Origin of the sequence: Gillisella terrae, assembly GCF_004801395.1 — a bacterium.
Taxonomy (GTDB): Bacteria; Pseudomonadota; Alphaproteobacteria; order Rhizobiales; family Rhizobiaceae; genus Allorhizobium; species Allorhizobium terrae.
Genome location: NZ_SSOA01000001.1, coordinates 245,028 through 271,596, shown reverse-complemented (window position 1 = coordinate 271,596; position 26,569 = coordinate 245,028). Strand labels below are relative to the sequence as shown.

The following is a 26,569-nucleotide window of genomic DNA, read 5'->3' as shown; positions in this document are numbered from 1 at the left end:
CCTGTTTATACCATCTTGGGTCAGGAGCAAGAATGATGCGTGGCAAACACCGCAATGATGAGCGGATCAACCCGTTTAAAAAAGCAATTGTCAGAGTTTTACATCTCTATTTCGCCCTTTCACGCGGCATGACCTTGGGCGTGCGCGCCGCCTGTTATGATGACAAAGGCCGCATTTTCCTGGTTCGTCACACCTATCTTCCCGGTTGGTATCTGCCTGGCGGCGGTGTGGAGCGGGGCGAAACCGCAGCTCAGGCTCTGGAAAAAGAATTACGTGAAGAGGGTAACCTGCAAATGACAGGCTCACCCACACTCCTACAGTGCTATCTCAATCTCACCGCCAGCCGCCGCGACCATGTGCTGTTTTATCGCGTCATGGTGCGCCAGACAGCACCGCGCGCGCCCGACCATGAAATTGCCGAGAGCGGCTTTTTTCCGCTCACCGCCCTGCCGGATGGGGTAACACCCGCCACCCGCCGCCGCTTGGACGAATTGGAGCGCGGCGGTCCTTATGCCGACCTATGGTAAGAGAAAGTCCAACTCCGGCCCCACGGGGATAATCCCGGTTGGGTTGATGGTCTTGTGGCTGCCGTAGTAATGACGCTTGATGTGATCGATGTTCACAGTTTCGGCCACGCCCGGCACGCTGTAGAGCGTTTTCAGATAGGCGCTCAAGGCCGGATAATCGGCAATGCGGCGGATGTTGCATTTGAAATGACCGACATAGACCGCATCAAAGCGCACCAACGTGGTAAACAGCCGCCAATCCGCTTCTGTCAGCACATCACCACAGAGATAGCGGCGGTTTGTCAGCAGCTCTTCCAACCAGTCCAGTGATTCGAACAAGGGTGTCAGCGCTTCTTCATAGGCGTCCTGCGTGGTGGCAAAACCGGCCTTGTAGACGCCATTATTGACGGTGTCGTAAATGCGATTATTCAGCGCTTCGATATCGTCATGTAATGCTTGCGGATAAAAATCCTGATCATCGCCGGTCAACCCATTGAAGGCTGTGTTAAACATGCGGATAATCTCGGCGGATTCATTCGACACAATGGTGTTTTGGATCTTGTCCCACAACACCGGCACCGTCACACGCCCGTTGTAAGCGGGATCGGCCTTCACATAGACCTGCCACAGATAATCCAGCCCGAACAGATCATCTCCCGTGGCGGCGGCATCGGTTTTGAATGTCCAACCATTTTCCAGCATCAGCGGATGCACAACGGAGACCGAGATCAGGTCGTCCAGCTTTTTCAGCTTGCGAAAAATCAGCGTGCGATGCGCCCACGGACAGGCCAGCGAGACATAGAGATGATAGCGGCCCGCTTCGGCCTTGAAGCCGCCGTCACCCGATGGTCCGGGCGCGCCATCTTTGGTGACCCAATTGCGAAAACTGGTGGTGGTGCGCTTGAAATGGCCTTTGGTGGATTTGGTATCATACCACACGTCTTTCCAAACACCGTCTACAAGCATACCCATCTGACATTGCCTCACTGCTGTTATTTTCTTGCATTAATACATAAGGGTCGAAACAGAAAAGGCGAGGTTGCAAATGCTGAACAGTGCGTTTTTGCGATAGACGAGACAAAAAAATGCTGTTATGCAATTTTCCACCAACGAGGATAGCACCCTATGACCACCCGGAACCTGCGACGACGCTGATGCTGATCAACCATCTGATGGATGGTGGTACACATTTATGCAATTCGCACTACGGTTCTGGTTTTCATGCACAAGCACGATCTGGTCTACCTCACTGAGGATGCGTCTCACGACGCCATCATCGAACTCATCAACGCAGAAGCTTTTGGCCCCGGCCGTTTCGTGAAAGCCGCAGCCCGTATTCGCGAGCAAGGCCCGCATGAGCGCGCACTCTCCTTCGTGTGTGCCGATGCTGGCGAAACCATTGCCTCCGTGCGGATGACCCCGGTGCTGGCAGGCGACGTCAAAGGCCATATGCTTGGCCCCCTTGCTGTGCGCCCTTCCCATAAATGCCTCGGCATTGGCCGCGAACTGGTGCGGATTGCCATTGAAGCCGCCAGACGCGCAGGCTCGGAAGCCGTCATTCTGGTTGGCGATCCGCCCTATTACATGCCGCTCGGTTTTGAAAAAGTCAGCTATAAAGCGCTGGAATTTCCCGGCCCAGTGGACGCAAGCCGGGTTCTGGTGGTGCCGCTGAAAGAGGATGTTCACGCCCGGCTTGTCGGCACAATTAGCTGGCGTGATCCAGCCGATGTCATGGAGCCAACTGCGGCTGAGGATTTTTATGAGCCGCAGTTGATGGTGGCCAACGGTTAAGACCGTTTGAGCGGCTCAAAGCGGTAGTGGTCGCCTTCACGGCGTACAGACCCAACACCCGGAAACGGAATATGGGTGGCAGCAATGAGATATCCCTCATCCGCCGCCTGTTGAAACGCAGCATTGCGAGCAATGGCCGCGTTTTTCTGGTCATAATCGAAATCGATGGTCACGGATGGATCGGCAAATTGCACGGCATCGCCATGGACAATATCGCCAACAAAAGCGATGACCTGTCCATCGCTCTCAAAGCGAATGGTTAAATGCCCCGGCGTATGGCCTGCGCGCAAAATGGCGCTGAAACCGGGCATAATCACAGCCTCATCGGCAAAAATATGGACGCGACCCTGCTGCTGATAGGGATCGATACAGGCATGAGCGCGCCCGATCTGCCCCTTCACGCGCTCTGTCACGTTTGCGCCATCGGCAGCCCCTGGTGACAGCCAGAAGTCGGCTTCCGTTTTGCCAATATGCAGCTTTGCGTGCTTGAAAACCGGTTCACCATCCAAAATCAGGCCGCCCGCATGATCGGCATGGATATGGGTGAGAATAATATCATCAATCTCATCGGCAGAATGGCCAAGTTGCGCAAGGCCCGCAGCGAGCTTGCCATGATCAGGGCCAAAAAGCTGACCTGAGCCGGTATCGATCAGCACCAGTTTGCCATCGGTTTTAACCAGAAACGCATTGACCGAAAGCTGGGTGGGTGCTTGCGCAAAAGCCTCCGGCGTTGGCTGATAAGAGCCGCGACGGTAGAGATTGGCAATAGGGGCGCTCAAAACACCATCACAAAAAGCGATGATGTCCGCTTTACCGAGCGAAAACCGCACCGGATTAAGACGATCAACTGCGCCAGTATCATTCATGGGCTTTGTCCCTATTGCGCCTGAATTTTACAAAAATTTCCTCACCGCCCCTCGCGCCACCACATGGCCGATACGGCAAACAGCAACATCGCCAAACCGCCAAAACCGGCAAACAGCGGCAGAGTGTTGATGCCCTTCAGCACGGTTTCATCGGTCATGCGAATGGCGATGCGCTGGCCGTCGTTGCTGCGCACTTGCCCCCGCACCGGAATGATGTCGGGAATGGAAATGCCGCCCTTGCCGTTATCCAGCCGCTTCATCAAGCCATGGGTTTCATCGACCACCGGCTGCAAAATATCGGGCGTTGAGATCATCGCCTTGAACTCTGGCGCGTCCACCGTGCCGATATGCACAAGGGTCGAAAAATCTCCATTGGTGATGGTGAACAAGCCGGTTTCGCTCATGCGCTTTTCTGCGGTAAAGCGGCCCGGCTCGGTTTGCGATAGCGCCACTTCTTCACGCTTGCCAGACGGCGAGAGAATGGTGGCTGGACCCGGATTATTGCCGATGGTCTGGCGGGTGATGGTCAGCATCCGGCCACTGGCGCGCGCCGTCAGGGCTTCTTCTTCCAGTTCCGGCTCTTTCATCAGCCAATGGGCAATCCGCCGATAAAGCGCCACATGCGGCCCACCGCCTTCAAAACCACGCGCCCACAGCCAGCCTTGATCCGACAGCAGCATGGCGACCCGGCCCTTGCCTGCGCGGTTGAGCACCAGAAGCGGTTTGCCATTGGCGGCGGTCATCACGGTTTCGCCCAAGGGCTTGGTGACATCCACGCTGCGAAACCAGCGGCCCCAATGGGGCGGCTCAAAATTTGAACCCTCCAGATCGCGGGTCACCGGATGTTTTTTACCAATATCCGAGAGACGCGGATAAAAGCCGCCATCATCCATCTGGCCGGTGGGTGCGGCTGGCAAGACGTTGGCAAGCGGCGTATTGGCAATCGAATCCGGCCCTGCATGTTCCGGCCCTGCTGCAATCAGCAGTGCGCCGCCATTTTGCACATATTGGGCAATGTTGTCGTAATAGAGCAAAGGCAGCACGCCGCGATGCTGGTAGCGATCGAGAATGATCAGATCGAAATCATGGATTTTTTCGACAAACAGCTCACGGGTGGGAAAGGCAATCAGCGACAGCTCGTTGATCGGCGTGCCATCCTGCTTTTCTGGCGGGCGCAAGATGGTGAAATGCACCAGATCGACTGAAGGATCGGATTTCAAAAGGTTGCGCCATGCCCGCTCGCCCGCATGTGGCTCGCCCGACACCAAAAGAACCCGCAGGTTTTGACGAATACCATCAATCAGATGCACGGCTTTGTTGTTGGTTTCCGTCACCTCGCCGGGCAGGCTTGAGACGGTAAATTCCAGCACATTGCTGCCGCCGCGCGGCACCGTGAAGCTATAGGGCGTATTTTTGCCGGGCACCGCGGAGAAGGAACCGCTTTCCACACCATTGATGCGCACGTTCACAGTCGCAGGTTGGCTCACCTTGGTGCCTTCATCAATCACCCGCAACACCATATCCTGGCTCTGGCCAACAATGCCAAAGCGCGGTGCGCGCACCACTTCGATGCGGCGGTCAAACTCATTGGCCTTGCCGGTCAAAAGCGTGCTGATCGGCGCGTTCATGCCGAGCGTTTTCAGGTTGGACGGCACATCATGCACCTGCCCATCGGTGATGAAAATTGCCCCGCCAATGCGCGCAGGCGGCACATCAGACACGGCCGATGACAGCGCCTCAAACAGTCGCGTCGAGGGTGTATCGGACGTCTCCGGGGTTGATGCCTCAACAATGCGCGGCTCTATGCCGGAAAATTGCGCCAAGCGCTGCTTGATGCCCTGCAAGGCTTCATCGGTCATCGCTTTGCGGGAAGGAATATCCGTCTGGCTCTGGCTGCGGTCCACCACCACCGGCACCACGGTGCTCAGCGCATCGCGGTCTTCCGATAACAGCAATGGGTTGGCCAGCGCCGCAATCAGGGCCGCAAAGGCAATGAGGCGAATGGTGCTGCCACGAATGCCCTTGTAAAAGCCAATGAAAGCCACCACCAGCGCCAAAGCGCCAAGCACACCCAGCACCCACCATGGCAAAAACGGCGAGAAGGAAAGGCTCATTGCGGCCTCCTTATCTGTGTTGCGGCCTGTCTCATTGGCCTAATCTTTCCAACAGAGCAGGCACATGCACCTGATCGGCTTTGTAATTGCCGGTCAGCATATACATCATAATATTGACCCCAACCCGGTAGGAGATTTCGCGCTGGCGCTCATCGGCGGGCACGGTTGGCAACAGCGGCACACCATTGGCATCAATGGCCCAGGCCCCCAGAAAATCATTGCCGGTGATCATGATGGGCGACACGCCATCACCGCCAGAGGTCAGCTCTTTGCCCTTTGATTTTGCCTCCTGCCGCGCTTCCACCCACAGCGGGCTGCCGCTGTAGCGACCGGGAAAATCATGCAGCAGATAGAAAGACCGGGTCAAAACATGGTCTTTTGGCACCGGCTCCAGCGGCGGAATGTCAATATTGGCCAAAATGGCCCGCAGCCGCTCGGCATTGGGGCTGGGCGCGCCATCAATGCCGAGATTGTTGATCTGGTCGCGGGTATCAAACAGCACGGTACCGCCAGAGCGCATATAGGCATCAATGCGGCTGATGGCCTCTGCACTGGGCATGGGGGCTGTGGCCGAAATCGGCCAGAAGATGATCGGGTAAATCGACAATTCATCCTTGGCGATATCGAGGCCCACCGGCGCGCCCGGCTCCAACGTGGTGCGATAGGTCATATATTCGCTCAAACCGCTCAAGCCGCGCTCTGACAACTCGTCCACATCGCTTTCGCCGGTTTTGACATAGGCCAGATGGGTATTGTCCAAATGCTGCAACAAAATCTCATCGCCGGGCTTGCTGTCATCGGCATAAACCCGATCCATCGGTGCGAAAGATAAAGCGCTACCCAGAGAAACCATAGCCAGAACGGCCGCCGCTTTGCGCTTTGGCAGTTTGGCAAAAGCCCCACCCATAAACAGCACAACGAGGCTATCGAGAATAAACAGCACCAAGGCAATACCCAGCAAAATCGGCTTCAGCGGTTTGGCCGTTGCCCCAACCAATGCTTCACGCACCACAGGTACGCTCACCCCGCTGAGATCCACCGGCTTCAGCTCTGCGCCATTGGGCAAAAGGTTGAGCGCCGTAAACCCATCTTCCGAGCCATAAAGACCGGGCGGATTGTCAAAATTGGCGGCTTTCGGGCGGTTTGCGCCAAGCTCCAGCGGTTTGGCATTGCCTGCCTCAGATGTTAGCGCCCCTCGCTCGGTCAGCAGCCGATAGGGTGGCAGGCTGGCCGCTGCGGCCCCTGTTGTGCCACTCACGCCCACACCAGCATGAGAAAGCTGCACAATCCGGCGCAACATTTCCACAAATTCGCCAGAAATTGGCAGGTTGGACCAGCTGGCCTCGGCGCTGACATGAAACAGCACGATACGGCCAGCGCCGAGCTCTCTGGTGGTCACCAGCGGCGTGCCATCGGCAAGGCTTGCCCATGTGCGCTCCGCCAGATCCGGGGTCGGTTCGGCCAAAACCTGTCGTTTCACCAACACACCCTTGGGCGGGGCAAGACCGGCAAACGGGCCATTGGCCGGAAAGGGTGCCAAGGCTTGCGGCTCTGCCCAAGACAGTGCACCACCCAATTGCCGCTCGCCTTGGCGAAGCATCACCGGCACCAGTGGATCATCGGCAGGGGCTGCGGCAAGACGCGGACCGGCAAAACGGATCAAGGTGCCGCCTTTTTGCAGCCAGCGCTGCAAGGCCTGCTGCACCTCTGGCGGCATGCGGCCAATATCGGCCATCACCACCACCGACGGGTTTTGCTGCAACACTTGGGTAACCGCTGTGGGCAGGTCTTTGTCTTGCGCCTTGATCAGATCGGCATAAGGCTGCAAGGCCCGTTCAATATAATAGAGCGGCGACAAAAGCGGCTGAAACTCATCATTGGAATCGCCCGACAGCAAAGCCACCTTGCGACGGCGAAAGCCATCATCGAGCAAATGCACGGAACCCGCAGTAGAGAGCCCCGAAATGCTCAGACGGGCAAAATCATTGCGCAGCTCATAGGGCGCGGTGATCTCGGCGGTTGCCACGCTTTGGCCAGCCGCAAATGTTGCCGTGCCAGTGGCAATGGCGCGACCTTGCTGGTCTTGCGCATCGACAATCACCTGTTGCGGATTGGCGCTTGCAAGCCGTGTCACCTTGGCATTCAGGCGCTCAACTCCGTTGGTGGCAGAGGTAACCGCCAGCGCCGATTTGCCATCATCAGCAATCACCCGCATCTCGGCAGGCTGAAGGGCAGATAGCTGTGCACCGATCTTTTCATCATCCTTTGCAGCCAGCCCATCGGTTATAAAGGCCAAAGTGCCCGGATGGGTGCCATTCAACGCCGCTTGTAAAGCCGTCACGGCGCGCTCGCGGTCTGGCACCAGCGGGCGCGGCTTGGCGGCGCGCAAATGCTCGCGTGCTGTGGCCGGATCAGTCGGCACGGCATCTTGGCTTGGCTCGGCGGTAAACACGGTGGAGATGGCTACACCCTCACTTTCGGCCTCATCAATCAAGCCGCTGGCAGTTTCCACGCGGCGGTCCCAATCGGTTGCGCTTGCCCAGCCATTGTCCATCACCAGCACCAGCGGCCCGCCACCGGCAATCGTGCCAACCCTTGGGTTCAGCACCGGCTCGGCCAGCGCAAAAATCACCAATGTTGCCATCAGCATGCGAAGCAGTGTCAGCCACCACGGGCTGCGGGCTGGCGTTTCCTCGCGCTTCAAGACCGTTGCCAGAATTTTCAGCGGCGGAAACACTTCTGCCTGCGGGCGCGGCGGTGTGAGTTTTAACAGCCACCAGATGGCAGGAAGCACAACGAGCGCGCCCAGCAAAGCGGGGCTGGCAAATGCAAAGGAGGAAAACATCACAGCCCTCCCCCTCTATGCGCGTTTTTCTGCGTGTTTTGACGGGTATTTTGTGGGGCACCCGACAGATGCATATGCACCGCCGCCAAGGCTTCAGAGGCCAGACGATCCGTCAGATGATGGGTAAAACTCCATCCAAGACGCCGCATCCCCTGCCCCAAAGCTTCTCGACGGGCCAGATAGGCCTGTCGATAGGCATCACCAATTGCTTCGGCGCGACCTGACACCAGCTTTTCGCCGGTTTCAGGATCGGTAAATTCGGTGCGACCCGCGTAGGGAAACAGCTCTTCCGCCGGATCGGCAATTTCAATCATATGGCCGCGCAAGCCGCGACGCGACAAGGGCGTAATGCTATCCAAAATCCGGTTCGCATCATCGAGAAAATCACCAATCAGCACAATATCACTGGCCCCTCGGATCATGCCCGTCTGCGGTATTCCCGATAAAAACGCGGCATTGTTCTCGGCATGCATCAAGGCGGTTGCCAGCCGCTCGGCGGCATTGCGCGCCGCAATCGGCTCCAGAATGCCGGGGCAGCCAATGCGCTCACCGGAGCGCGCCAAAATCTCGGCCAGCGCCAGCATCAGCACCAGAGCGCGGCTTTCCTTGGAGACTGTGCCAAGCCTGGATTTAAACATCATCGATGGTGAAAAATCGGCCCAGAGCCATACGGTGTGGGCGGCCTCCCACTCGCGGTCGCGGATGTAGAGTTGATCATCGCGGGCCGAGCGCCGCCAATCAATGGCCGCCATGCTTTCGCCCTCCGCATAGGGGCGAAACTGCCAGAAGTTTTCGCCAATGCCGCGTTTGCGGCGGCCATGCCACCCGGCAATCACGGTGTTGGCGATGCGCTTGGCTTCCACCATGCAATCGGGGATCAGGCTTGCGCGCTGACGTGCACGGGCCAGACCGTCCCCGGTCGGGGTTTTCTCGACGATCTGTCCTATTGCTGCCACGCTGCCACGCTCTCCTTTACGCCTTGTTCTGCTTGATGAGGGCGGCAATCACGTCGCGCACCGCCATGCCTTCGGCGCGCGCCGCAAAGGTCAGCGCCATACGGTGCTGCAAAACGGGTTCTGCCAGCGCATGGACATCATCAATCGAGGGTGCCAAACGCCCTTCATAGAGCGCACGGGCGCGGGCGCACAGCATCAGAGCCTGCCCTGCGCGTGGACCCGGCCCCCATGCCACATGCTTGTCGGTCTCGGCATTGCCCTGCCCCGGACGGGCCGATCGCACCAGCGACAAAATCGCATCCACCACCACTTCCGACACCGGCATTTGCCGGATCAGGTGTTGAATAGCACGCAGGCGCTCGGCATCCAGCACCGCATTGGCGTGGGCATGACTGATGCCCGTGGTGTCGAGCAAAATCTGCCGCTCGGCAGCAAGCTCAGGGTAGCCGACATCCACTTGCAGCAAAAAGCGGTCAAGCTGGGCTTCTGGCAGCGGATAGGTGCCTTCCTGCTCCAGCGGGTTTTGCGTGGCCAGCACGTGGAAAGGTGCTGGCAGGTCATAGCGCTGGCCTGCAATGGTGATGTGATATTCCTGCATCGACTGCAAAAGCGCCGATTGGGTGCGCGGGCTGGCGCGGTTGATTTCATCGGCCATCAGCAATTGCGCAAACACCGGGCCTTTGACAAAGCGAAATGAGCGACGACCGTGCTCGTCCTGATCCATCACTTCAGAGCCAAGAATATCCGAGGGCATCAGATCGGGCGTAAACTGAATGCGGCTCGCATCCAGCCCCAGCGCCGTACCAAGCGTGGTAACCAGCTTGGTCTTGGCAAGGCCCGGCACACCCACCAGCAGCGCGTGGCCACCGGAGAGAATGGCCAGAAGCGTGCTTTCCACCACCTGCTCTTGTCCGAAAATCACCTTGGAGACCTCGCGGCGCACATCGGCAATCTCGCTCAAGGCTCGTTCGGCGCTGGCAATCATCGCCTTTTCATCGAGCGCGGTGTCCGTGGTGGTGATCATGCCCATGGCGTTCTCCGTTGGCTCACAAAACAAATCGAATCGATCACGCCGCTTTGCAACACAATCTTTCTATAACTTATTACCCGTATGGCGGCTGACAAGCGCGTTTCAAACCACTATCTCGTGTCATACAGCTATTACGTTGAAAACCGGGACATAAACATGGCAGGCGATAAAGAGAATAAAGCCGAACTCAGCGCCGATCTGGCCGCCATGATAGCGCGGGCAAGCGAGCAAACCACGGGCGGCAAGGCGGGACTTCCCCCTGTTGATCGCTGGAATCCGCCGTTTTGCGGCGATATTGACATGGAAATCAAAGCCGATGGCACGTGGTTTTACATGGGCACCCCCATTGGCCGCGCCCCCCTGGTGCGGCTGTTTTCCACCGTTCTGCGCAAAGACGATGATGGCAAAACCTATCTCGTCACACCTGTGGAAAAAGTTGGTATCCGGGTGCAGGACGCCCATTTTCTGGCTGTCGAGATGACAGTCAGCGAAGATAAGGGCGACCCCTTGCTGACCTTTCGCACCAATGTTGGCGATGTGATTGCAGCCGGTCCAGACCATCCGCTGAGTTTTACCAATGACAATGACCAGCTCAAACCCTATCTCAATGTGCGCGGGAGGCTGCAAGCGCTGGTATCTCGCGCTGTGACCTATGATCTTCTGGCGCAAGGTGAGGTCATGGAGATTGACGGGCGAGAGATGTTTGCCATCCGCTCCGGGGGCGCTACCTTTCCGGTCATGGAAGCCGCATTGCTTGAGAACACAGCCCCATGAATAACCTTGTTGAGATGGAATTTACCGCCGAAGATTTCAGAGCGCGCGCCCAGCGCCAGAGCGGCGCGCCCTTGGCGGAAGCATGGCGCAATCACGGTGACCATGCGCTGAACACAGACCTTCTGCCATTTCTGGAAACCATGCGGCTGAAAGATGCCGCAGTTCTGGTGCCGGTGGTCAATGATGGCAATGCGCCGCGGATTATCCTCACCCAGCGCACCGATAAATTGCGCAAGCATTCCGGCCAGATCGCCTTTCCCGGCGGCGGCATTGATGACGAAGATGAAAGCCCGGAAGCCGCAGCCCTGCGCGAAGCCCATGAGGAAATCGGCCTAGAGCCGCAGTTTGTGGAAACCGTTGGCCGCCTGCCCCATTATTTGGCCGCCACCGGCTTTCGCATCACGCCCGTTCTGGCTGTGGTGCAGCCCGGCTTCACACTCACGCCAAACCCCGATGAAGTGGCCGAGGTGTTTGATGTGCCGCTGGCCTTTTTGATGGACCCTGCCAATCACCAACGCGGCAGCAAACTGTTTCGCGATGGCGTTTATCGGCATTTTTATGAAATGCCCTATGGCGAACACCATATATGGGGCATTACCGCAGGCATTTTACGCACGCTGTATGAAAGGCTTTACTCATGATCTCTGTTGCCGATCAGCCATGGTTTCGAGACCCATCGCTTACCCGCGTTCTTGATCTTCTCAATGCGGATGGCGCAGAAACCCGTGTGGTTGGTGGAGCGGTGCGCAACAGCCTCTTAGACGAACCGGTTGGTGATATTGATCTGGCCACCACGCTTTTGCCCGCTGAGGTCATGGCACGGGCAGAGAATGCCAAAATCAAAGCCGTGCCAACCGGCATTGACCACGGCACCGTGACTTTGGTTGTCGATGGCAAACCCTTTGAAGTTACCACCCTGCGGCGCGATGTTGCCACCAATGGCCGCCATGCCGAGGTTGCCTTTGGCACCGATTGGCAGGCAGATGCCGAACGGCGCGATTTTACCATCAATGCGCTTTATGCCGATCAGATCGGCACAATCATTGATCTGGTGGGGGGAAAGGCCGACATTGAAACGGCGACCATTCGCTTTATTGGTGATGCAAACCTGCGCATTGCCGAGGATTATCTGCGGGTTCTGCGCTTTTTTCGCTTCTTTGCCTGGTACGGCCGGGGACGGCCTGATGCCGCTGGCCTTCGCGCCTGTGCAGGCGCGCGCGATAACCTCAGCCAGCTCTCAGTGGAGCGGGTGTGGAGCGAAATCAAGAAATTGCTGTCGGCCAAGGATCCGAGCCGCGCGCTTTTGTGGATGCGTCAGGCAGGTGTGCTCACCGCCATCCTGCCGGAAACCGAAAAATGGGGCATTGACGCCATGCCCGGCCTGATCGCCACGCAAAATGCACTGGGATGGGAGCCTGAACCTCTGTTAAGATTGGCAGCCATGGTGCCCAATGATGCGGAGCGCATGAAGGCTTTAAGCGCCCGCCTGAAACTCTCCAAAGTCGAAGCGCAGTTCTTGCAGGACTTCGTCAGTGCTCCCAAAATTGCCGATAGCACGAGCGAGCTCGCACTGGACCGCCTGCTCTACACCCACGGCAAAGCTGGTATCATCGCCCAGCTTCGCCTGTCGCTTGCCAATGCCCGCAGCAAGGCCGAAGGTGACACCGAGGCCATGGCACAGAGCGGGCGTTTTTCGCGCCTGTTGCAAAGAGCGGAGAATTTCGAAAAGCCGGTTTTTCCCCTCAATGGCGCAGATGTCATAGCCAAGGGAATAGCCGCCGGGCCAGAGGTTGGAGACCTGCTCAGTCAAATGGAGGCCATGTGGGTGCAGGCCAATTTCACCCTCAGCCGCGACACGCTGCTTTCGCGGCTGACAGAAAGACTGGCATCACACTCTTGATCACAGCCTTGAACCAAGACCTGTGCCTGACGGCGTATTCGTCCTCAGGCACAATCGCCATCAAGCCGCTTTTGCGTCAGCGGTATCAACAACCCGCAATTTGATATTGTAGACAAGGTTTTCGCGAATAAATGTTTCTCCATGCGCCAGACGCATATGCTCGACCGCACGGTGAACGACCTCTGCGGACTCATTGGAACGGGTATGCCATTCGCAACCTGGCACAAGTGAGCCACACTCAAACTGTTTCATGATAAAACTCCTCCATGTCATGCGTGATACCGCGCACTTCACCTCTCGAAGTTGCGGTTCAATGCTGCACCAGAGATCATTCCGGCGCAGAAGGTTCTTTATGGTTTGGTCTGCTTTTAAGCAGGTCTTTATTCGGCTTTTTACTAAGGCATGGCCCAAGTTACGCAGGCAAAGTTACTCAGGCATGGCCCAAGCATAAAACACCGAGCTTGGTCCGTTGACGATGTTTTTGCTCACCGTCTTGACCGTATCATTCGCTGCGCGCTCACGGGTGTGAACACCCGCCAAACGAAGCTTTGCCTGCTCCACAAAGTAGCAGTGGGGCAGATCTGCATCGCTGGACGCTTTCAAATCATGCGCCATACGATCGATCAACTCAACAGTATCAAGCGATCTCTCGCCGCTATTGGGCTGTGTGGGGATGGGCATGCTGTTCATGGCAACCATTGCAATCCTCCTCCTTGATCTGTGTCTTAAGTGTAACACAGAAGAGAATTAAACCAATGTTAAATCTTTTGTGAGTGCCAATAAAACAGCTTCTCCTTAACTAAAACAGCACACAATGATGCCGCATCAATCCATATCCCCCTCAATTCGAGGGGTACTACCCCACAGATGTCGTAAAATGGCGCAAATGAGCCATCAAGGCCAACGCACCAGCGGCGGCATGGATGACAAAATTGATTCGACATTGCCGCCCGTCTTCAAGCCAAAAATCGTTCCGCGGTCATAAAGCAGGTTAAACTCGACATAGCGGCCCCGGCGCACCAATTGCTCCTCGCGGTCCGCCTCTGTCCATGGCGTGTTGAAATTGCGCCGCACCAGCTGCGGATAGACATCACGAAACTGACGACCGACCTCCTGCTCAAAGGCGAAATTCGCATCCCAGCGGTCCAGCTTTTCGCCAGCATGCAGCCAGTCAAAGAAAATGCCGCCGATGCCGCGCGCCTCATTGCGGTGGGGCAAAAAGAAATACTCATCGCACCATGTTTTATAGCGCGGATAATCCGCAACATCCGGGTGAGCATCACAGGCGGCCTGCATGGCGGCATGAAAGGCAACCGTATCCGCATCGTCCTGGGTGCGGCGGCGATCCAGCACTGGCGTCAAATCAGCACCGCCGCCAAACCATTGGCTGGTGGTCACCACCATGCGGGTGTTCATATGCACAGCTGGCACATTGGGATTGCACGGATGGGCAATCAGCGAAATGCCGGAGGCCCAAAAGCTGGGGTCTTCTTCGGCACCGGGCATTTGCTTGCGGAATTCGGGCGAAAACTCGCCGTAGACGGTGGATGTGTGCACGCCAACCTTTTCAAACACCCGGCCATGCATCATCGACATGCGGCCACCGCCGCCCTTGCCCTCTTCGCGCAGCCAGTCCTTGGGCACAAAACGGCCGGGCTCACGGTCACTGAGCGGGCCGGATAATTCGTCTTCCAACGCTTCAAAAGACGCACAAATCTGATCCCGCAGATTTTCAAACCACGCCCGTGCCGTTGCCTTTTTATGCTCGATATCGGCGGGCAGGCCCTTTGGCAAAACAGGACGTTCCATATGCATTCTCCCTGTCGTCATCTCGGCGAATTTTGATCGCAGCAGATAGCAGGTCTGACTTTGATGCGCCAGAACATCAAAACTGATTTAGAATCTCTCAATTTAGAGTGCTGGAAAAATACCCGCAGTTGTTTTATGATGAGGTCGGAACAGGATATACCGTCATGGCTGCAAAAATTCCTCGTCCTCCGCTCGACGGGTTGAAACGTCAGATTGATCGCTATCGCCAGGGGCAAAAAGGCGCGCATAACCCTGCCTTTATCCGCGAAACCTTTTGCCTGAATCGGGAAGATGCCCGCATAAAAGCACGCGAGTGGTTTGATGCCTTTCCCCGTGCCGCCTATTGGACCGAGATTGAAAGCTGGAGACGCCTTGAGGATGACCGCATTGAATTTACCATGCGCCGTCTTTCTTCTGCGGATTGAGAGGCCTCCGCCGATTCATGGGCCTCGGCAGAAATATGGGTATTTTCGCCCGGATCGTTAAACTGTTAATTATTGTATCAAGCAGGTTGTAATAGTTCGTACATTATAGATAACTCACATGATTGCTTTTGGCGGCTGCCTCTGCAATCATCATCAGGAATTTCCGGGTCCGGCGGCGGGTCTGTATTGTGTATCGTACCGTGGGTGGAGATTAGCATGGCTTCTGTAAACGCAACATCGAGTTCGGCTCTGTCATTGCTCACCGGCACATCCAGAGCCTATGAAAGCACACAGGTACGGGTTGCCACTGGCAAAAGTGTTGATAAAGCAGCCGATAACGCCGCATACTGGTCTATTGCCACCACGATGAAATCGTCCAACCTCTCGCTGTCAAGCGCAGAGGATGCCACCGGCCTGTCGGCCGCCGTGGCCGATACGGCGGCTCTGGGTGTGGAGCAGGCCACCAGCATTGTCTCCGATATTCAATCCAAGCTGATTCTCGCCAAGGCTGTGGGTGCCAATAAGGACGCCATCAACACCGAAATCACCCAGCTCAAATCACAATTGTCGACGGTTGCCGAATCGTCGAGCTTCAACGGCCAGAACTGGCTCAAGCTTGGTGCCTCGGAAAGCCCGAAGGTGACCTCCATGGTGTCTTCGGTTGGCACCGACAGCAATGGCAATCTGGCCGTCAACGTCACCAATTTCGACACGGCCAAAAGTGTGCTGACCAGCGCCAATGATGCCAATGACGGCATTTTGACCCGCGCCTATACCACGATTGCGCCGGATGGCTCGACAAGCGATTATTATCTTCTCAATGCCAATTCGCAGACGCCAGCCTCGCCAACGGCTCAGGAAATTACCATTTCCAACAGCACGCCCAACGCTGACATTGACGGAATGATTTCGGCGACCAACACCATGCTTTATGGCCTGGCCAATGCCGGGGCAGAGATTGGGGCCACCCAGAAAACCATTTCCGCCAACACCGATTTCCTGAAAGACCTTCAGGACGTCAACACCATCAGCATTGGTCGTCTGACGGATGCCAATATGGAAGAAGAAGCCACCAAGCTGTCTTCGCAAAAGGTTCAAAGTCAGTTGCAAACCATTGGCCTGAACATTGCCAACAGCCAGCAACGCAGCGTAACCCAGCTGTTCATGTAGGCATATTGCTGAAATTGCAGGTGAAAATCACACGGACGTTGCGACAGATGCGGCGTCCGTTTTGCTGTGAAAAGGCGAACGCTGCACGGCTTACTGCATAATTCCTTAAAGCCACTCCGATTTAAGGAATTATGCAGTAAGCCGATTCCGGTTTAAAGAATCCGGTAATGTGCTTGTCTTTTTCACACATTGTTTTAAGCCTTGAGAAGCATAAATGCATAATGCTTTTCCATGATCGGCATAGAAACCGGTTAAGGAAAAAATTATGCAAAAGACATAGGTGGTATAGCGGAGCCTTCTGCACCATATATTGGTCACGGCGCACAATGCGCGGTTAAGAAAAACGCAAATGAGGAATTGCCGAATGAACGAAGAAGACGACGACAAGAGCAAGGAACTGCCTCTCGGCAAGGAAACGGAAGCGAATCTTTTCAAGTCGCGTTCGATCTTCATCTATGGTGGCATCACCATGGAACTGGCGCAAAAGGTCTGCACCCAATTGGTGGCCTTGGCGGCTGCCAGCGACGAGGACATTCGCGTTTACGTGAATTCCCCCGGCGGTCACGTTGAATCGGGCGATTCGATTCATGACATGATCAAGTTCATCAAGCCGAAGGTGTGGATCATCGGTACCGGCTGGGTAGCGTCTGCTGGCGCATTGATTTACGTCTCCGTGCCAAAAGAGCAGCGCCTTTGCCTGCCCAACACCCGCTTTTTGCTGCACCAACCCTCGGGCGGCACACGCGGCATGGCTTCCGATATCGAAATCCAGGCCAATGAAATCATCAAGATGAACAAGCGCCTGATCAAGATCTTCTCCAAGGCCACCGGCCAGTCGGAAGAAAAGATCGGCAAGGACATTGACCGCGATTATTGGCTCTCGGCTGAAGAAGCCAAGGATTATGGTCTGGTGTCTCGCATTGTTGAAAGCCAGTCTGACATCGGCTGAGGCTGAGGCTGAGGCTGAGGCTGAGAACATATTTTAAAAGCCCGCCTGTTGCGAAACAGGCGGGCTTTTTCACTACCAGCGCAAGATTTTCCGACCCGCAAAAAAGCCAACCGCGGTGACCAGCACAATCGCCAGCCCATACCATGTGGCCAAAAACAGCGGGCTATCATCCGGGCAATGCCATGCATAGAGCGCGGCCGCAATGCCGCTGGCTGCAAGGCCAGCCGATGCCCCGGCCAGACCCGGATTTTCGGGCGCGCCACTTTGCAAGGCTTTCAAAAAACCAATCAGTGGCACAAGTGACAAAACCGGAATGAAAAACACGCAAAACGCGGCGTGAGAGCCGATTAAACTGGGTGCCCAAAGCGGCTTTGGCAGCACGGTCAGCTCAATTGCAACAGCCGCCACCAGCAAAAACAGCGGCATCAGCAGGCACAGCGCCAAGGGACGAAGGCCGAGATCGGGCTTGCCAATGCGAAACACAAGGCAGCTTGCCGTCAGCGCCAAAAGAAAGGTCTCAACAATTTTGAAGGCCACCCGCGCCGTTTCCACAGCACTTTCCAGATTATGCCGCAACCCCACGGTGGAGATCAACAGAACACCAGACACAACAACGCCCACCACAAGCGCCCATGCCATCCGCTTGCTCAATGAAAAGCGCACCGGGGCATCCTGTGCCAAAAGGCTGATCAGCTCATCTGTCTTCATTGTGCTTCACTCCGATACATCGCCGCCAGGGCCTTCAGCGCCCTGTGCAGCGCCACCCGCACAGATCCTTCGCTCATCTTCAATCTTTCCGCTGTTTCGCGAATGCCAGCACCATGCAAAGAGATGGAGCGAACAATATCCCGCTGCGGGTCTTTCAGCCGCTCCAGCAGGGCTTCCGTATCCATTCGCTCGGTGGCATCGGTTTGCTCGTCTGCTTCCAGCGTTGCAATCACATCCTCAATCGGCACATGCACGTGGCGACCGCGCTTGCGCAAACTGTCAATCAGCTTGTTGCGCACAATCACCGTGAGCCAAGGGCCAATGGGCCGTTTGGAATCCCACGTGCCACGCTTGAGGTGAATGGCCAGCAGCACTTCCTGCACCACATCTTCCGCATCGCCCTTTGGCGCGCCAAACTGATCACAGCGTCGCCTTGCCATGGCGCGTAAATGGGGCGTTACGGACATCAGGAAACGATGATAGGCTTGAGCGTCGCCTGCAATGGCCGCGCGCATCCATTCTGCCCATTCATCTTCGCGTTCTGACTGCTTCACCACGCACCCTATACGTTGGCTGGAGGGGATTTGTTACAGACGGTCTGCAATTCTATCAATAAAATGTATTGGCATGCCGCTTCATCATATTTGCACAGATTCGATAAAAAATTTCTCCCGCTCTGTAACATTACCCAAAGCGCATCCGTAGCCTCTCATGTCAGCCAATCATGGCAACCATCTGAGGAGACCACCATGAACACTTCTATCAAAACCCTTGCTCTTGCCAGCTCGCTTGCATCTGCCCTCGCCACTGTGTCTGTGCCCGCCGCCAATGCCGCCGACATGACTGGCAAAGAAAAATGCTATGGCGTTGCCCTCAAAGGCCAGAATGATTGCGCCGCTGGCAAGCACGACTGCGCTGGCAAATCCACCATGGATTACGACAAGTCTTCGTTCAAGCTGGTACCCACCGGCTCTTGCGTCTCAATGAAGACGCCGCATGGCCATGGCATGTTGAAGTCCATGTAACGCTTAAGCCCAACACGGAGACGACCCATGACAAAAAACCACGCCCTTCTTGCCGCCTCGCTCGGTGCCGCTCTCGCAGTGGTTGGCACGCTGCCAGCACAAGCCGCTGACACGAAAGAAAAATGCTACGGCATTGCCATGAAAGGCCAGAATGATTGCGCCGCAGGCCCTGGCACCACCTGCGCCGGAACATCCAAGATCGACTATCAGCAGAATGCATGGAAGCTGGTGCCTGCGGGCTCTTGCGAAACCATGAAGACGCCGAACGGTCATGGCTCGCTCACCCAAGGCCCCGCCCCCGCTTAACCCCACAGAAAACAGAGTGGCGGAACGCCTTCCGCCACTCTGTTTTCGAAAAACATCAGACAACGCCCGCAACATAAGGTGTAAGACACCATGAAACCAAGCCAGCTTCCCAAACATGCAGGCGTCGGCTTCAAGCCGGAGCATTTTCGCAGCATCATTGATGCGCCGCAGCCACTGGGCTTTTTCGAGGTCCATGCCGAAAACTATATGGGGGCCGGTGGCCCGCCGCATGCACAACTCTCCAAACTGCGCGAGGATTATGCGCTCTCCATTCACGGTGTAGGCCTTTCCATTGGCTCCATGCAGCCGCTGGATCAAGACCACCTCGCCCGCCTGAAAAACCTGTGTGATCGCTATGAACCGGAAAGCTTTTCCGAGCACTTGGCATGGTCCTCGCACGACACGGTGTTTCTCAACGATCTTCTGCCCCTGCCCTATACGCCAGAAACGCTGAACCATGTGGCCAGCCACATCGATCAGGTGCAAAACAGCTTAAAGCGGCAAATGCTGCTGGAAAATCCGGCAACCTACATCACCTTCACCGAGAGCACGCTGGAGGAAGTGGATTTTCTGACTGAACTGGTGGCACGCACCGGCTGCGGACTGCTTTTGGATGTCAACAATGTGTTTGTCGCCTCCACCAATCACCAGCTTGATCCGCGCAGCTATCTGGCACGGTTTCCGCTCGGTCATGTGCGCGAAATTCACCTGAGCGGCCATTCCGAAACCGTCGATGATCACGGTGCCCCCTTGTTGATCGACAGCCACGACACGCCGGTGAAAGACCCGGTCTGGGCGCTTTATGAAGAGGTTTTGGCCCGCACCGGCCCGGTTGCCACCCTGATTGAGTGGGACAATGACGTGCCGGACTGGCCAACCTTGCGCCTTGAAGCGCAATCCGCTCAGGCGCTTCTGAACCAAGCGGCTCAAAGCCGGGCTGCGTGAGGTTGCCATGTCCCACATCACCCAAAACAACTTCGCCGCCGCCCTGAACGACATCTCCCTGCCCGTGCCAGATGGCGTGGCGGCATGGAACAGCGCAGCACCCGAACGCCGCTTCAAAGTCTATCGCAACAATGTCTCCGCCAGCCTGCGCGGCGCGTTGGCATCACGCTTTCCAGCCTGTGAGGCCATTGTGGGCAGAGACTTTTTTGCTGCCATGGCGCAGGCGTTCATCGATGCTCATCCGCCGCGCTCGCCCTTGCTGCTCACCTATGGTGATGATTTTCCCGATTTTGTCGCGGGTTTTGAACCCGCCAAAGAACTCAGCTATCTGCCAGACGTGATGCGGCTGGAGGCGGCCCGCAGCCGCGCCTACCACGCTGCCGATCAGGCCCCGCTGGACCCCGGCTCTCTTGCCGCCATTGCCCCGGAGACATTGGCGGATGTGCGGTTTTCACCGCATCCATCCTTTGCCGTGATCCGCTCCATCCACCCGGTTGTGACCATCTGGGCCATGAACGCCGGCGAAGCAGAACTTTGCCCGATTGATGACTGGCAGGGCGAAGATGCACTGATCTTGCGCCCGCAGATGACGGTTGAGGTGCATCGGCTTCCCCCCGGCGGTGCAGGTTTTCTGCTGGCGCTGGCGCAAGGTGCCGCCCTTGGCGAGGCTGTCAATATCGCCATGGCCGAGACAGAGGCCTTCGATCTCACCGCCAATCTCACCGGCGCGCTGCAAAGCGGTGCCTTTACGACCATTCTATAAGGAAGCGTGTCATGCAGTCACCCTCACTGGCCAACCGTTTCACTGGCCTTTTCAGCCGCATTCCGCTTGATCTTGTCTCGCTGATTGCCCGCCTGTCGATCGCGGGTACCTTCTGGCGCTCTGGCCAAACCAAAGTCGATGGCTTTCACGTCACCGACACCGCCGTTTACCTCTTTGAAAATGAATACAAAGTACCGCTGGTTGACCCTTGGCTTGCCGCCCATCTGGCTGCCATTGCCGAGCATTTATTCCCGATTCTGCTGGTGATTGGCCTTGCCAGCCGCCTCTCAGCCCTTGCTCTTTTGGGCATGACGCTGGTGATCGAAATCTTCGTCTATCCCGATGCATGGCCCACCCACGGTACATGGGCTGCCTGTCTTTTGATCATCATGGCTCATGGTCCGGGGATTTTCTCCATCGATCACCTGCTGCGGAAACGATCAAATTGATGAAGCAACAGGCAAAGCGTACCGGTTTTCAGTACAACTGACCTTGCACCTATCCTAAAAATCTGTTGTTCCAGCATCACAACCCTCCATGCTGGACCACCTCATGCATAAAGATCTTTCCCTACAAAGCCTGCTTATGGGCCTGCTGGTTGCTTTCGTGGGCTTTGCCAGTTCGTTTGCCATTGTGCTGCAAGGATTGAAAGGCGTGGGGGCCTCCGACATGCAGGCGGCAGCCGGCTTGATGGCGCTGTCCATTGCCATGGGTGTCTGCGGCATTTTGGTGAGCCTTAAAACAAAAATGCCAATTTCGGTGGCGTGGTCCACGCCGGGAGCGGCGCTGTTGATCAACACTGGCGCGCCTGAGGGCGGGTTTTCCGCAGCCGTTGGTGCATTTTTGGTCTGTGCATTGCTGATCATCATCGCGGGCCTGTTCAAACCGCTTGGTAAAGTGATTGCCACCATTCCTTCGGCGTTGGCCAATGCATTGCTATCAGGCATCATCATTGGTCTGTGCTTTGCGCCTTTTCAAGCAATTTCCTTCAATCCGCTGTTTGGCCTGCCCATCCTGCTGACCTGGGCCATTGTCGGCGCATTCAACCGCCTTTTTGCGGTGCCAGCAGCCCTTGCGGCCTTTGTTCTGGTGTTGATTTTTGGTGTGCATGTGCCCGAATCGGCTTTTGCCAATCTGGGCGCTTCGCTGGCCCCTCCGGTAGATTTTGTGGTGCCGCACTTCACCTTGCCCGCCGTGATTTCCATCTCCCTGCCGCTGTTTATTGTCACCATGGCCTCGCAAAATATTCCCGGCATTGCGATCTTGAAGGTTTATGATTATCGCCCGGCCCCAGGCCCGCTTTTTGCCGTGACCGGCCTGTTTTCAGCCTTTGTTGCCCCGTTTGGTGGCAGCTCCATTTGCCTTGCAGCCGTCACCGCCGCCATGGCCGCGGGCAAAGATGCCCACACGGATGAAAGCCGCCGCTATTGGGCCGCCATCATTGCAGGCATGGCCTATATTGTGCTTGGTCTTTTAACCGGCGTTGTCACCGCCTTTGTCGCACTCGCGCCCGATATTCTGATCAAATCGGTGGCGGGGCTCGCGCTGATCAGTGCGTTTTCCGGCTCGGCTTTCGCGGCGTTTAAAGAGCCGGAAAGCCGCAATGCAGCCGCCATCACCTTTCTTGTTACCGCATCGGGCATTTCATTTTTGGGAATTTCGGGCGCATTTTGGGGTCTTGTTGGCGGTATCGTCATGCTGGGGCTTAACAAGCTCACCGTAAAATTTGCAAAATGAAAAAAGCCCCCTTGCCAGCACAAATGCGCCTGCGTATACATTTTGCCATGAACAGATCGGGCTTTTCCATGATGAAGACTGTAGCGCGGGGCAATTTCAGCCACGTCGCGTCTTCGCGCGCCCTATCCTCGCTTCTTCTTCTCGACCTTATCCGCGGTTGCCGGGTCCATTGAGGAGCGCCCGGCGGCCGGGTTAGCCGTTTCAGGCGATTGCTCCTCACCAAATCCATAAATTTGAAGATTGACCCACTAAGGGGCCGAATTTGTCATTCGCAAACAGCGATCAAGCCGCTATAAGCCGGGCATATTCGGGATGAGAAGAGAAGAACCATGTTGAAATCCACCCAAAAAGGCATGCCAGACGCCTCAGAAAAATATCGCCCTTACCCGCAGATCAATATTCCGGATCGCACCTGGCCATCGAAAACCATCACCAAGGCCCCCATCTGGTGCTCGGTCGATTTGCGTGATGGCAATCAATCGCTGGTCAACCCCATGGGGCATGATCGCAAAGCCCGCATGTTCCAGCTGTTGCTGGAAATGGGTTTCAAGGAAATCGAAATTGGCTTTCCGTCTGCCTCCCAGACCGATTTTGACTTTGCCCGCTGGTGTGTCGAGCAAGGCAATGTGCCGGATGACGTGTCCTTGCAGGTGCTGGTGCAATGCCGCCCCGAGTTGATCACCCGCACGTTTGAAGCCTTGGAAGGCGCGAACAAGCCGATCATCCATTTCTACAATTCGACCTCTGAATTGCAGCGCCGCGTGGTGTTTGGCAAGGATGTGCATGGCATCAAGCAAATCGCCGTGGATGCCGCCAAGATGATCATCGACATGGCCACCAAGGCGGGCGGCGGCTATCGTTTTGAATATTCGCCGGAAAGCTTCACCGGCACCGAGCTGGACGTGGCGCTCGACATCTGCAACGCCGTGATTGCCGAGATCAAGCCGACGCCCGATAACAAGTTGATCCTCAACCTGCCCTCGACCGTTGAAATGGCCACGCCCAATATCTACGCCGACCAGATCGAGTGGATGTGCCGCAACATCGACAAGCGCGACAGCGTCATCATCTCGCTGCATCCGCACAACGACCGTGGCACCGGCATTGCGGCTACTGAGCTGGGCTTGATGGCCGGTGCCGACCGCGTGGAAGGCACGTTGTTTGGCAATGGCGAGCGCACCGGCAATGTCGATGTCGTCACCATGGCGCTGAACATGTACACACAAGGCATTGATCCTGAGCTGGATTGCTCGCAGATCGAGCGCATCAAGGCCGTCTATGAATATTCCAACGAGATGACCATTCCTGAGCGCCATCCTTATGTGGGCGAACTGGTTTACACCGCCTTTTCCGGCTCCCATCAGGATGCGATCAACAAGGGCATGAAGGCCATCAAGAAGGCCAATTCCCCCGTGTGGGAAGTGCCATATCTGCCAATTGACCCGCAGGATGTGGGCCGTTCTTACGAGGCCATCATCCGCATCAACTCGCAATCGGGCAAGGGCGGCATCGCTTACATTCTGCAAGAGGATTACGGCATTAACCTGCCGCGCAATTTGCAGGTGGAATTCCGCGAGGAAATTCAGCGTATTACCGATGAAGAAGGCGTGGAGCTACCCGCCAAGCGCATCTACGACAGCTTCATTGAGCGCTATGTGGAGCAGCCCAAAGCGCGCCTGAAATTCGTTGATCACCACACCTACCCCGACACAGCCGTGAAGGGCCTGCGGGTGGTTGCCGCCGAAATCACCGATGGCGGTGAAACGAAACGGATCGAAGGCAAAGGCACCGGCCCCATCGACGGTTTTGTCGATGCCCTCTCAACCTACCTCGGCTTTGAGATTTCGGTGCAGGATTACTCTGAACACTCCCTGCAACACGGCTCCAACGCCGCAGCCATTGCCTATGTCGAGTTGAACCATCCCGGTGGCAAACTGTTTGGCGCAGGCATTAACAAGAATATCGTGACGGCCTCGCTGGAAGCGATTATCTCGGCAGCCAATCGAGTGCTGGAGGCAAGAGCTTCGAAGTAAAGACCAGCACCTTCAGTTTTCCCAAAAACGAAGGTGCTTTGACAGAAAAGCAGCAGGATCGAAACCATCGGTCCTGCTGTTGTTTGAATGAAAATCAAGCGGCGCGTGATGACCAGCTGTTTGCGGCAGAGGAATAGCCGTCGTGCAGTTTGAAGCGGGCGATCAGATGCGACAGGCGTTCCGATTGCTCGAAGAGTTGGCGGCTGGCACCGGCGGTTTCTTCCACCATGCCGGCATTTTGCTGGGTCATGCGGTCCATCTGCGAAATCGCCGCATTGATCTCCTTGACGCTGCTGGATTGTTCGCGGGTCGAATTGTCAATATCGGCAATCAACTGCGTAATATCGCCAATGGCAACCACAATGCCCTGCAATGCCTCGCCCGTGCGCCCAACCAGGGTGACACCCTCGCTGACCTGATTGGAAGAGGTGGAAATCAGCGCCTTGATCTCCTTGGCGGCCTTGGCAGATCGTTGCGCCAGTTCGCGCACTTCCTGCGCCACCACCGCAAAGCCCTTGCCCGCTTCACCTGCACGCGCCGCCTCGACACCGGCATTCAGCGCCAGAAGGTTGGTCTGGAAGGCAATCTCATCGATGACGCCAATGATCTGGCCGATCTGCTCGGACGAATTCTCAATCTCAGACATCGCATGCACCGCATTGTTGACCACGACACCCGATTCTTCAGCCGCAGCGCGGGTCTTGGTGGCAAGGCTGCTCAACTCTCGGGCACGCTGGGCCGTATTTTGAACAGCGACGCCAATTTCCTCCATGGCCGAAGCCGTTTCCTCAAGTGAGCTGGCTTGATGCTCGGTGCGTTTGGCAAGATCATCCGTGGCCTGGCTGATATTGCGCGCATCTGAACCAAAAGTTGAAACTGTCGCTGCAACTTCCGACACCAACTCTTGCAAGCTCACTGTCGCCTTGTTGAAATTGACCTTCAACTGTTCATATTTTTCCGGCATCTGTTCGCGGATCTGGCGGGTCAGATCACCATCGGCAAGGCCTCCCAAAGCACTGAACAACACGGTGAGAACGGAACGATATTCCTCCTCCTCCTTCTGCTTTATAGCTTCCTGCAACATCACCTGCTCATGAATATCCGTGAGCGAACCGCAAGCGCGCACCGTGACCCCATCAGGCAAATACTTGCAACCACCCGTGGCGCGGAACCAGCGATAGGTGCCATCCTTGCACTTCAGACGATATTCAACCCGATAGCGTGACTTGCCGCTTTTATCCTCCAAATGCTTGCCAAAGGCAGCAAATGTCGGCGCAACATCATCGGGATGCAGGCGATCCGACCAAGATTGTACGACATTCGGATATTCCTCAACGGTCTGAAAGCCAACAAGACGGCGGAACTCCGGCGACCATGTCCACCGACTTTGCGGATGCATCGCATCGCCCTGATGCAGCACCGCCTCCCAAAGACCAATGCCACTGGCATCGTCCAGAAGGTCCGACCGTTCCTTTACATCGCGAAACTCTTTTTGAGCTTCGAGCACCTTGCGCGAAGATAATCCATTGAAAATCGACATGGCAGCCAACCGTTCCGTTGATATTGCAATGCAGAAATACAATCATTAGGAGAGTTAAAAAACACTAAAACAACATATCCTTTTCTAAACAAAATTTTGGCGTCACAACTATAAAAAGTCGCAAGCATAGGAAATTCAATACTTTAATTTAGACAGTCAAACCCCGGAGAAGAGCCGATAAGCAGTCACATTTTCGCCAACGATCTGCGTTTAATTGACAATCAGCAAATCGACTTCCGGACTCACCTGCCGACCGGCAGCGCCTTCAGTGCTTCGACTTTTACAGACATGATCAGCGATTTCAGCGTGCCCCCAAGCACCGCAAAGTCTTCAATTGCGATCTCAACGAACCCAAGCTTCTGATAGAAACTGACCGC

The 26,569-nt window shown here is 56.1% G+C and carries 27 protein-coding genes; 15 read left to right on the top strand and 12 right to left on the bottom strand.

Annotated features, from left to right (window positions below; all coding sequences use genetic code 11):
• The first annotated feature begins 32 nt into the window (after positions 1-32).
• Positions 33-527: an NUDIX domain-containing protein gene (locus E6C51_RS01275; protein WP_230987013.1), complete on the top strand. Its 495-nt coding sequence runs from the start codon at positions 33-35 to the stop codon at positions 525-527.
• On the opposite strand, the gene E6C51_RS01270 is transcribed toward E6C51_RS01275, so the two are convergent.
• Complete coding sequence (locus tag E6C51_RS01270; RefSeq protein WP_190234769.1) at positions 519-1,478, bottom strand: glutathione S-transferase family protein; 960 nt, start codon at positions 1,476-1,478, stop codon at positions 519-521. The genes E6C51_RS01275 and E6C51_RS01270 overlap by 9 nt on opposite strands.
• A 249-nt stretch (positions 1,479-1,727) precedes the next feature.
• Between E6C51_RS01270 and E6C51_RS01265 the strand changes: the two genes are divergently transcribed.
• Positions 1,728-2,297 (top strand): GNAT family N-acetyltransferase, encoded by a 570-nt coding sequence (locus E6C51_RS01265; RefSeq protein ID WP_190235069.1) that lies wholly within the window; start codon positions 1,728-1,730, stop codon positions 2,295-2,297.
• On the opposite strand, the gene E6C51_RS01260 is transcribed toward E6C51_RS01265, so the two are convergent.
• Genes E6C51_RS01260 through E6C51_RS01240 form a run of 5 tightly spaced genes read right to left on the bottom strand, consistent with a single transcriptional unit; the run spans position 2,294 to position 10,108 of the window.
• Positions 2,294-3,163 carry an MBL fold metallo-hydrolase gene (locus tag E6C51_RS01260; RefSeq protein ID WP_190234768.1) on the bottom strand — a complete coding sequence of 290 codons (870 nt, stop codon included), beginning with the start codon at positions 3,161-3,163 and terminating at the stop codon, positions 2,294-2,296. The genes E6C51_RS01265 and E6C51_RS01260 overlap by 4 nt on opposite strands.
• Positions 3,164-3,204: 41 nt before the next feature.
• Positions 3,205-5,277: a hypothetical protein gene (locus E6C51_RS01255; RefSeq protein WP_190234767.1), complete on the bottom strand. Its 2,073-nt coding sequence runs from the start codon at positions 5,275-5,277 to the stop codon at positions 3,205-3,207.
• A gap of 31 nt (positions 5,278-5,308) precedes the next feature.
• The gene (locus tag E6C51_RS01250) at positions 5,309-8,122 is read right to left on the bottom strand and encodes a DUF4159 domain-containing protein (RefSeq protein ID WP_190234766.1); all 2,814 of its coding nucleotides are present in this window, start codon (positions 8,120-8,122) and stop codon (positions 5,309-5,311) included.
• A complete protein-coding gene (locus E6C51_RS01245; RefSeq protein ID WP_190234765.1) occupies positions 8,122-9,078 on the bottom strand; it encodes a DUF58 domain-containing protein in 957 nt (318 codons plus the stop codon). Before E6C51_RS01245 ends, E6C51_RS01250 begins: the two co-directional genes overlap by 1 nt.
• A 16-nt stretch (positions 9,079-9,094) precedes the next feature.
• Positions 9,095-10,108: an AAA family ATPase gene (locus E6C51_RS01240; protein WP_190234764.1), complete on the bottom strand. Its 1,014-nt coding sequence runs from the start codon at positions 10,106-10,108 to the stop codon at positions 9,095-9,097.
• 156 nt (positions 10,109-10,264) lie between these two features.
• Between E6C51_RS01240 and E6C51_RS01235 the strand changes: the two genes are divergently transcribed.
• Genes E6C51_RS01235 through E6C51_RS01225 form a run of 3 tightly spaced genes read left to right on the top strand, consistent with a single transcriptional unit; the run spans position 10,265 to position 12,782 of the window.
• Entirely contained in the window at positions 10,265-10,882 is a 618-nt protein-coding gene (locus E6C51_RS01235) for a DUF1285 domain-containing protein (RefSeq protein WP_190234763.1), read from the top strand.
• A complete protein-coding gene (locus E6C51_RS01230; protein ID WP_190234762.1) occupies positions 10,879-11,523 on the top strand; it encodes a CoA pyrophosphatase in 645 nt (214 codons plus the stop codon). Before E6C51_RS01235 ends, E6C51_RS01230 begins: the two co-directional genes overlap by 4 nt.
• Positions 11,520-12,782: a CCA tRNA nucleotidyltransferase gene (locus E6C51_RS01225; protein WP_190234761.1), complete on the top strand. Its 1,263-nt coding sequence runs from the start codon at positions 11,520-11,522 to the stop codon at positions 12,780-12,782. The genes E6C51_RS01230 and E6C51_RS01225 overlap by 4 nt, the downstream gene beginning before the upstream one ends.
• A gap of 60 nt (positions 12,783-12,842) precedes the next feature.
• On the opposite strand, the gene E6C51_RS01220 is transcribed toward E6C51_RS01225, so the two are convergent.
• The 3 genes from E6C51_RS01220 to hemF all read right to left on the bottom strand — a co-directional run bounded on the left by E6C51_RS01220 (position 12,843) and on the right by hemF (position 14,591).
• On the bottom strand, positions 12,843-13,034 hold the full coding sequence (locus E6C51_RS01220; RefSeq protein WP_190234760.1) for a DUF1059 domain-containing protein: 192 nt from the start codon (positions 13,032-13,034) through the stop codon (positions 12,843-12,845).
• Between the two features lie 174 nt (positions 13,035-13,208).
• On the bottom strand, positions 13,209-13,481 hold the full coding sequence (locus E6C51_RS01215; protein ID WP_190234759.1) for a hypothetical protein: 273 nt from the start codon (positions 13,479-13,481) through the stop codon (positions 13,209-13,211).
• Positions 13,482-13,676: 195 nt separating this feature from the next.
• On the bottom strand, positions 13,677-14,591 hold the full coding sequence (gene hemF / locus E6C51_RS01210) for an oxygen-dependent coproporphyrinogen oxidase (RefSeq protein ID WP_190234758.1): 915 nt from the start codon (positions 14,589-14,591) through the stop codon (positions 13,677-13,679).
• 164 nt (positions 14,592-14,755) lie between these two features.
• Between hemF and E6C51_RS01205 the strand changes: the two genes are divergently transcribed.
• From E6C51_RS01205 to E6C51_RS01195, 3 genes are all read left to right on the top strand, one after another.
• Positions 14,756-15,016 carry a hypothetical protein gene (locus tag E6C51_RS01205; RefSeq protein ID WP_146933237.1) on the top strand — a complete coding sequence of 87 codons (261 nt, stop codon included), beginning with the start codon at positions 14,756-14,758 and terminating at the stop codon, positions 15,014-15,016.
• 216 nt (positions 15,017-15,232) lie between these two features.
• Entirely contained in the window at positions 15,233-16,186 is a 954-nt protein-coding gene (locus tag E6C51_RS01200) for a flagellin N-terminal helical domain-containing protein (RefSeq protein ID WP_230987012.1), read from the top strand.
• A 364-nt stretch (positions 16,187-16,550) separates the two neighbouring features.
• The gene (locus E6C51_RS01195; protein WP_190234757.1) at positions 16,551-17,135 is read left to right on the top strand and encodes an ATP-dependent Clp protease proteolytic subunit; all 585 of its coding nucleotides are present in this window, start codon (positions 16,551-16,553) and stop codon (positions 17,133-17,135) included.
• A gap of 72 nt (positions 17,136-17,207) precedes the next feature.
• Here E6C51_RS01195 and E6C51_RS01190 read toward each other — a convergent pair whose 3' ends face one another.
• Complete coding sequence (locus tag E6C51_RS01190) at positions 17,208-17,843, bottom strand: NrsF family protein (protein WP_190234756.1); 636 nt, start codon at positions 17,841-17,843, stop codon at positions 17,208-17,210.
• Positions 17,840-18,397 carry a sigma-70 family RNA polymerase sigma factor gene (locus tag E6C51_RS01185; RefSeq protein WP_190234755.1) on the bottom strand — a complete coding sequence of 186 codons (558 nt, stop codon included), beginning with the start codon at positions 18,395-18,397 and terminating at the stop codon, positions 17,840-17,842. Before E6C51_RS01185 ends, E6C51_RS01190 begins: the two co-directional genes overlap by 4 nt.
• Before the next feature lie 195 nt (positions 18,398-18,592).
• Here E6C51_RS01185 and E6C51_RS01180 point away from each other — a divergent pair, with 195 nt between their 5' ends.
• From E6C51_RS01180 to leuA, 7 genes are all read left to right on the top strand, one after another.
• Positions 18,593-18,868: a BufA1 family periplasmic bufferin-type metallophore gene (locus E6C51_RS01180; protein ID WP_190234754.1), complete on the top strand. Its 276-nt coding sequence runs from the start codon at positions 18,593-18,595 to the stop codon at positions 18,866-18,868.
• 27 nt (positions 18,869-18,895) lie between these two features.
• Positions 18,896-19,174 (top strand): BufA1 family periplasmic bufferin-type metallophore, encoded by a 279-nt coding sequence (locus E6C51_RS01175; RefSeq protein WP_190234753.1) that lies wholly within the window; start codon positions 18,896-18,898, stop codon positions 19,172-19,174.
• Between the two features lie 90 nt (positions 19,175-19,264).
• A complete protein-coding gene (gene bufB, locus E6C51_RS01170; RefSeq protein WP_190234752.1) occupies positions 19,265-20,119 on the top strand; it encodes an MNIO family bufferin maturase in 855 nt (284 codons plus the stop codon).
• A gap of 7 nt (positions 20,120-20,126) precedes the next feature.
• Positions 20,127-20,882, top strand: coding sequence for an HvfC/BufC N-terminal domain-containing protein (locus tag E6C51_RS01165; RefSeq protein WP_190234751.1), 756 nt, complete (start codon positions 20,127-20,129; stop codon positions 20,880-20,882).
• An 11-nt stretch (positions 20,883-20,893) separates the two neighbouring features.
• Positions 20,894-21,331, top strand: coding sequence for a DoxX family protein (locus tag E6C51_RS01160; RefSeq protein ID WP_190234750.1), 438 nt, complete (start codon positions 20,894-20,896; stop codon positions 21,329-21,331).
• Between the two features lie 103 nt (positions 21,332-21,434).
• On the top strand, positions 21,435-22,619 hold the full coding sequence (locus E6C51_RS01155; protein WP_190234749.1) for a benzoate/H(+) symporter BenE family transporter: 1,185 nt from the start codon (positions 21,435-21,437) through the stop codon (positions 22,617-22,619).
• A 329-nt stretch (positions 22,620-22,948) separates the two neighbouring features.
• Entirely contained in the window at positions 22,949-24,652 is a 1,704-nt protein-coding gene (gene leuA, locus E6C51_RS01150; RefSeq protein ID WP_190234748.1) for a 2-isopropylmalate synthase, read from the top strand.
• A gap of 94 nt (positions 24,653-24,746) precedes the next feature.
• Here the strand turns inward: leuA and E6C51_RS01145 are convergent, their stop codons facing one another.
• The gene (locus E6C51_RS01145) at positions 24,747-26,192 is read right to left on the bottom strand and encodes a methyl-accepting chemotaxis protein (protein WP_146933214.1); all 1,446 of its coding nucleotides are present in this window, start codon (positions 26,190-26,192) and stop codon (positions 24,747-24,749) included.
• Positions 26,193-26,569: the final 377 nt, after the last annotated feature.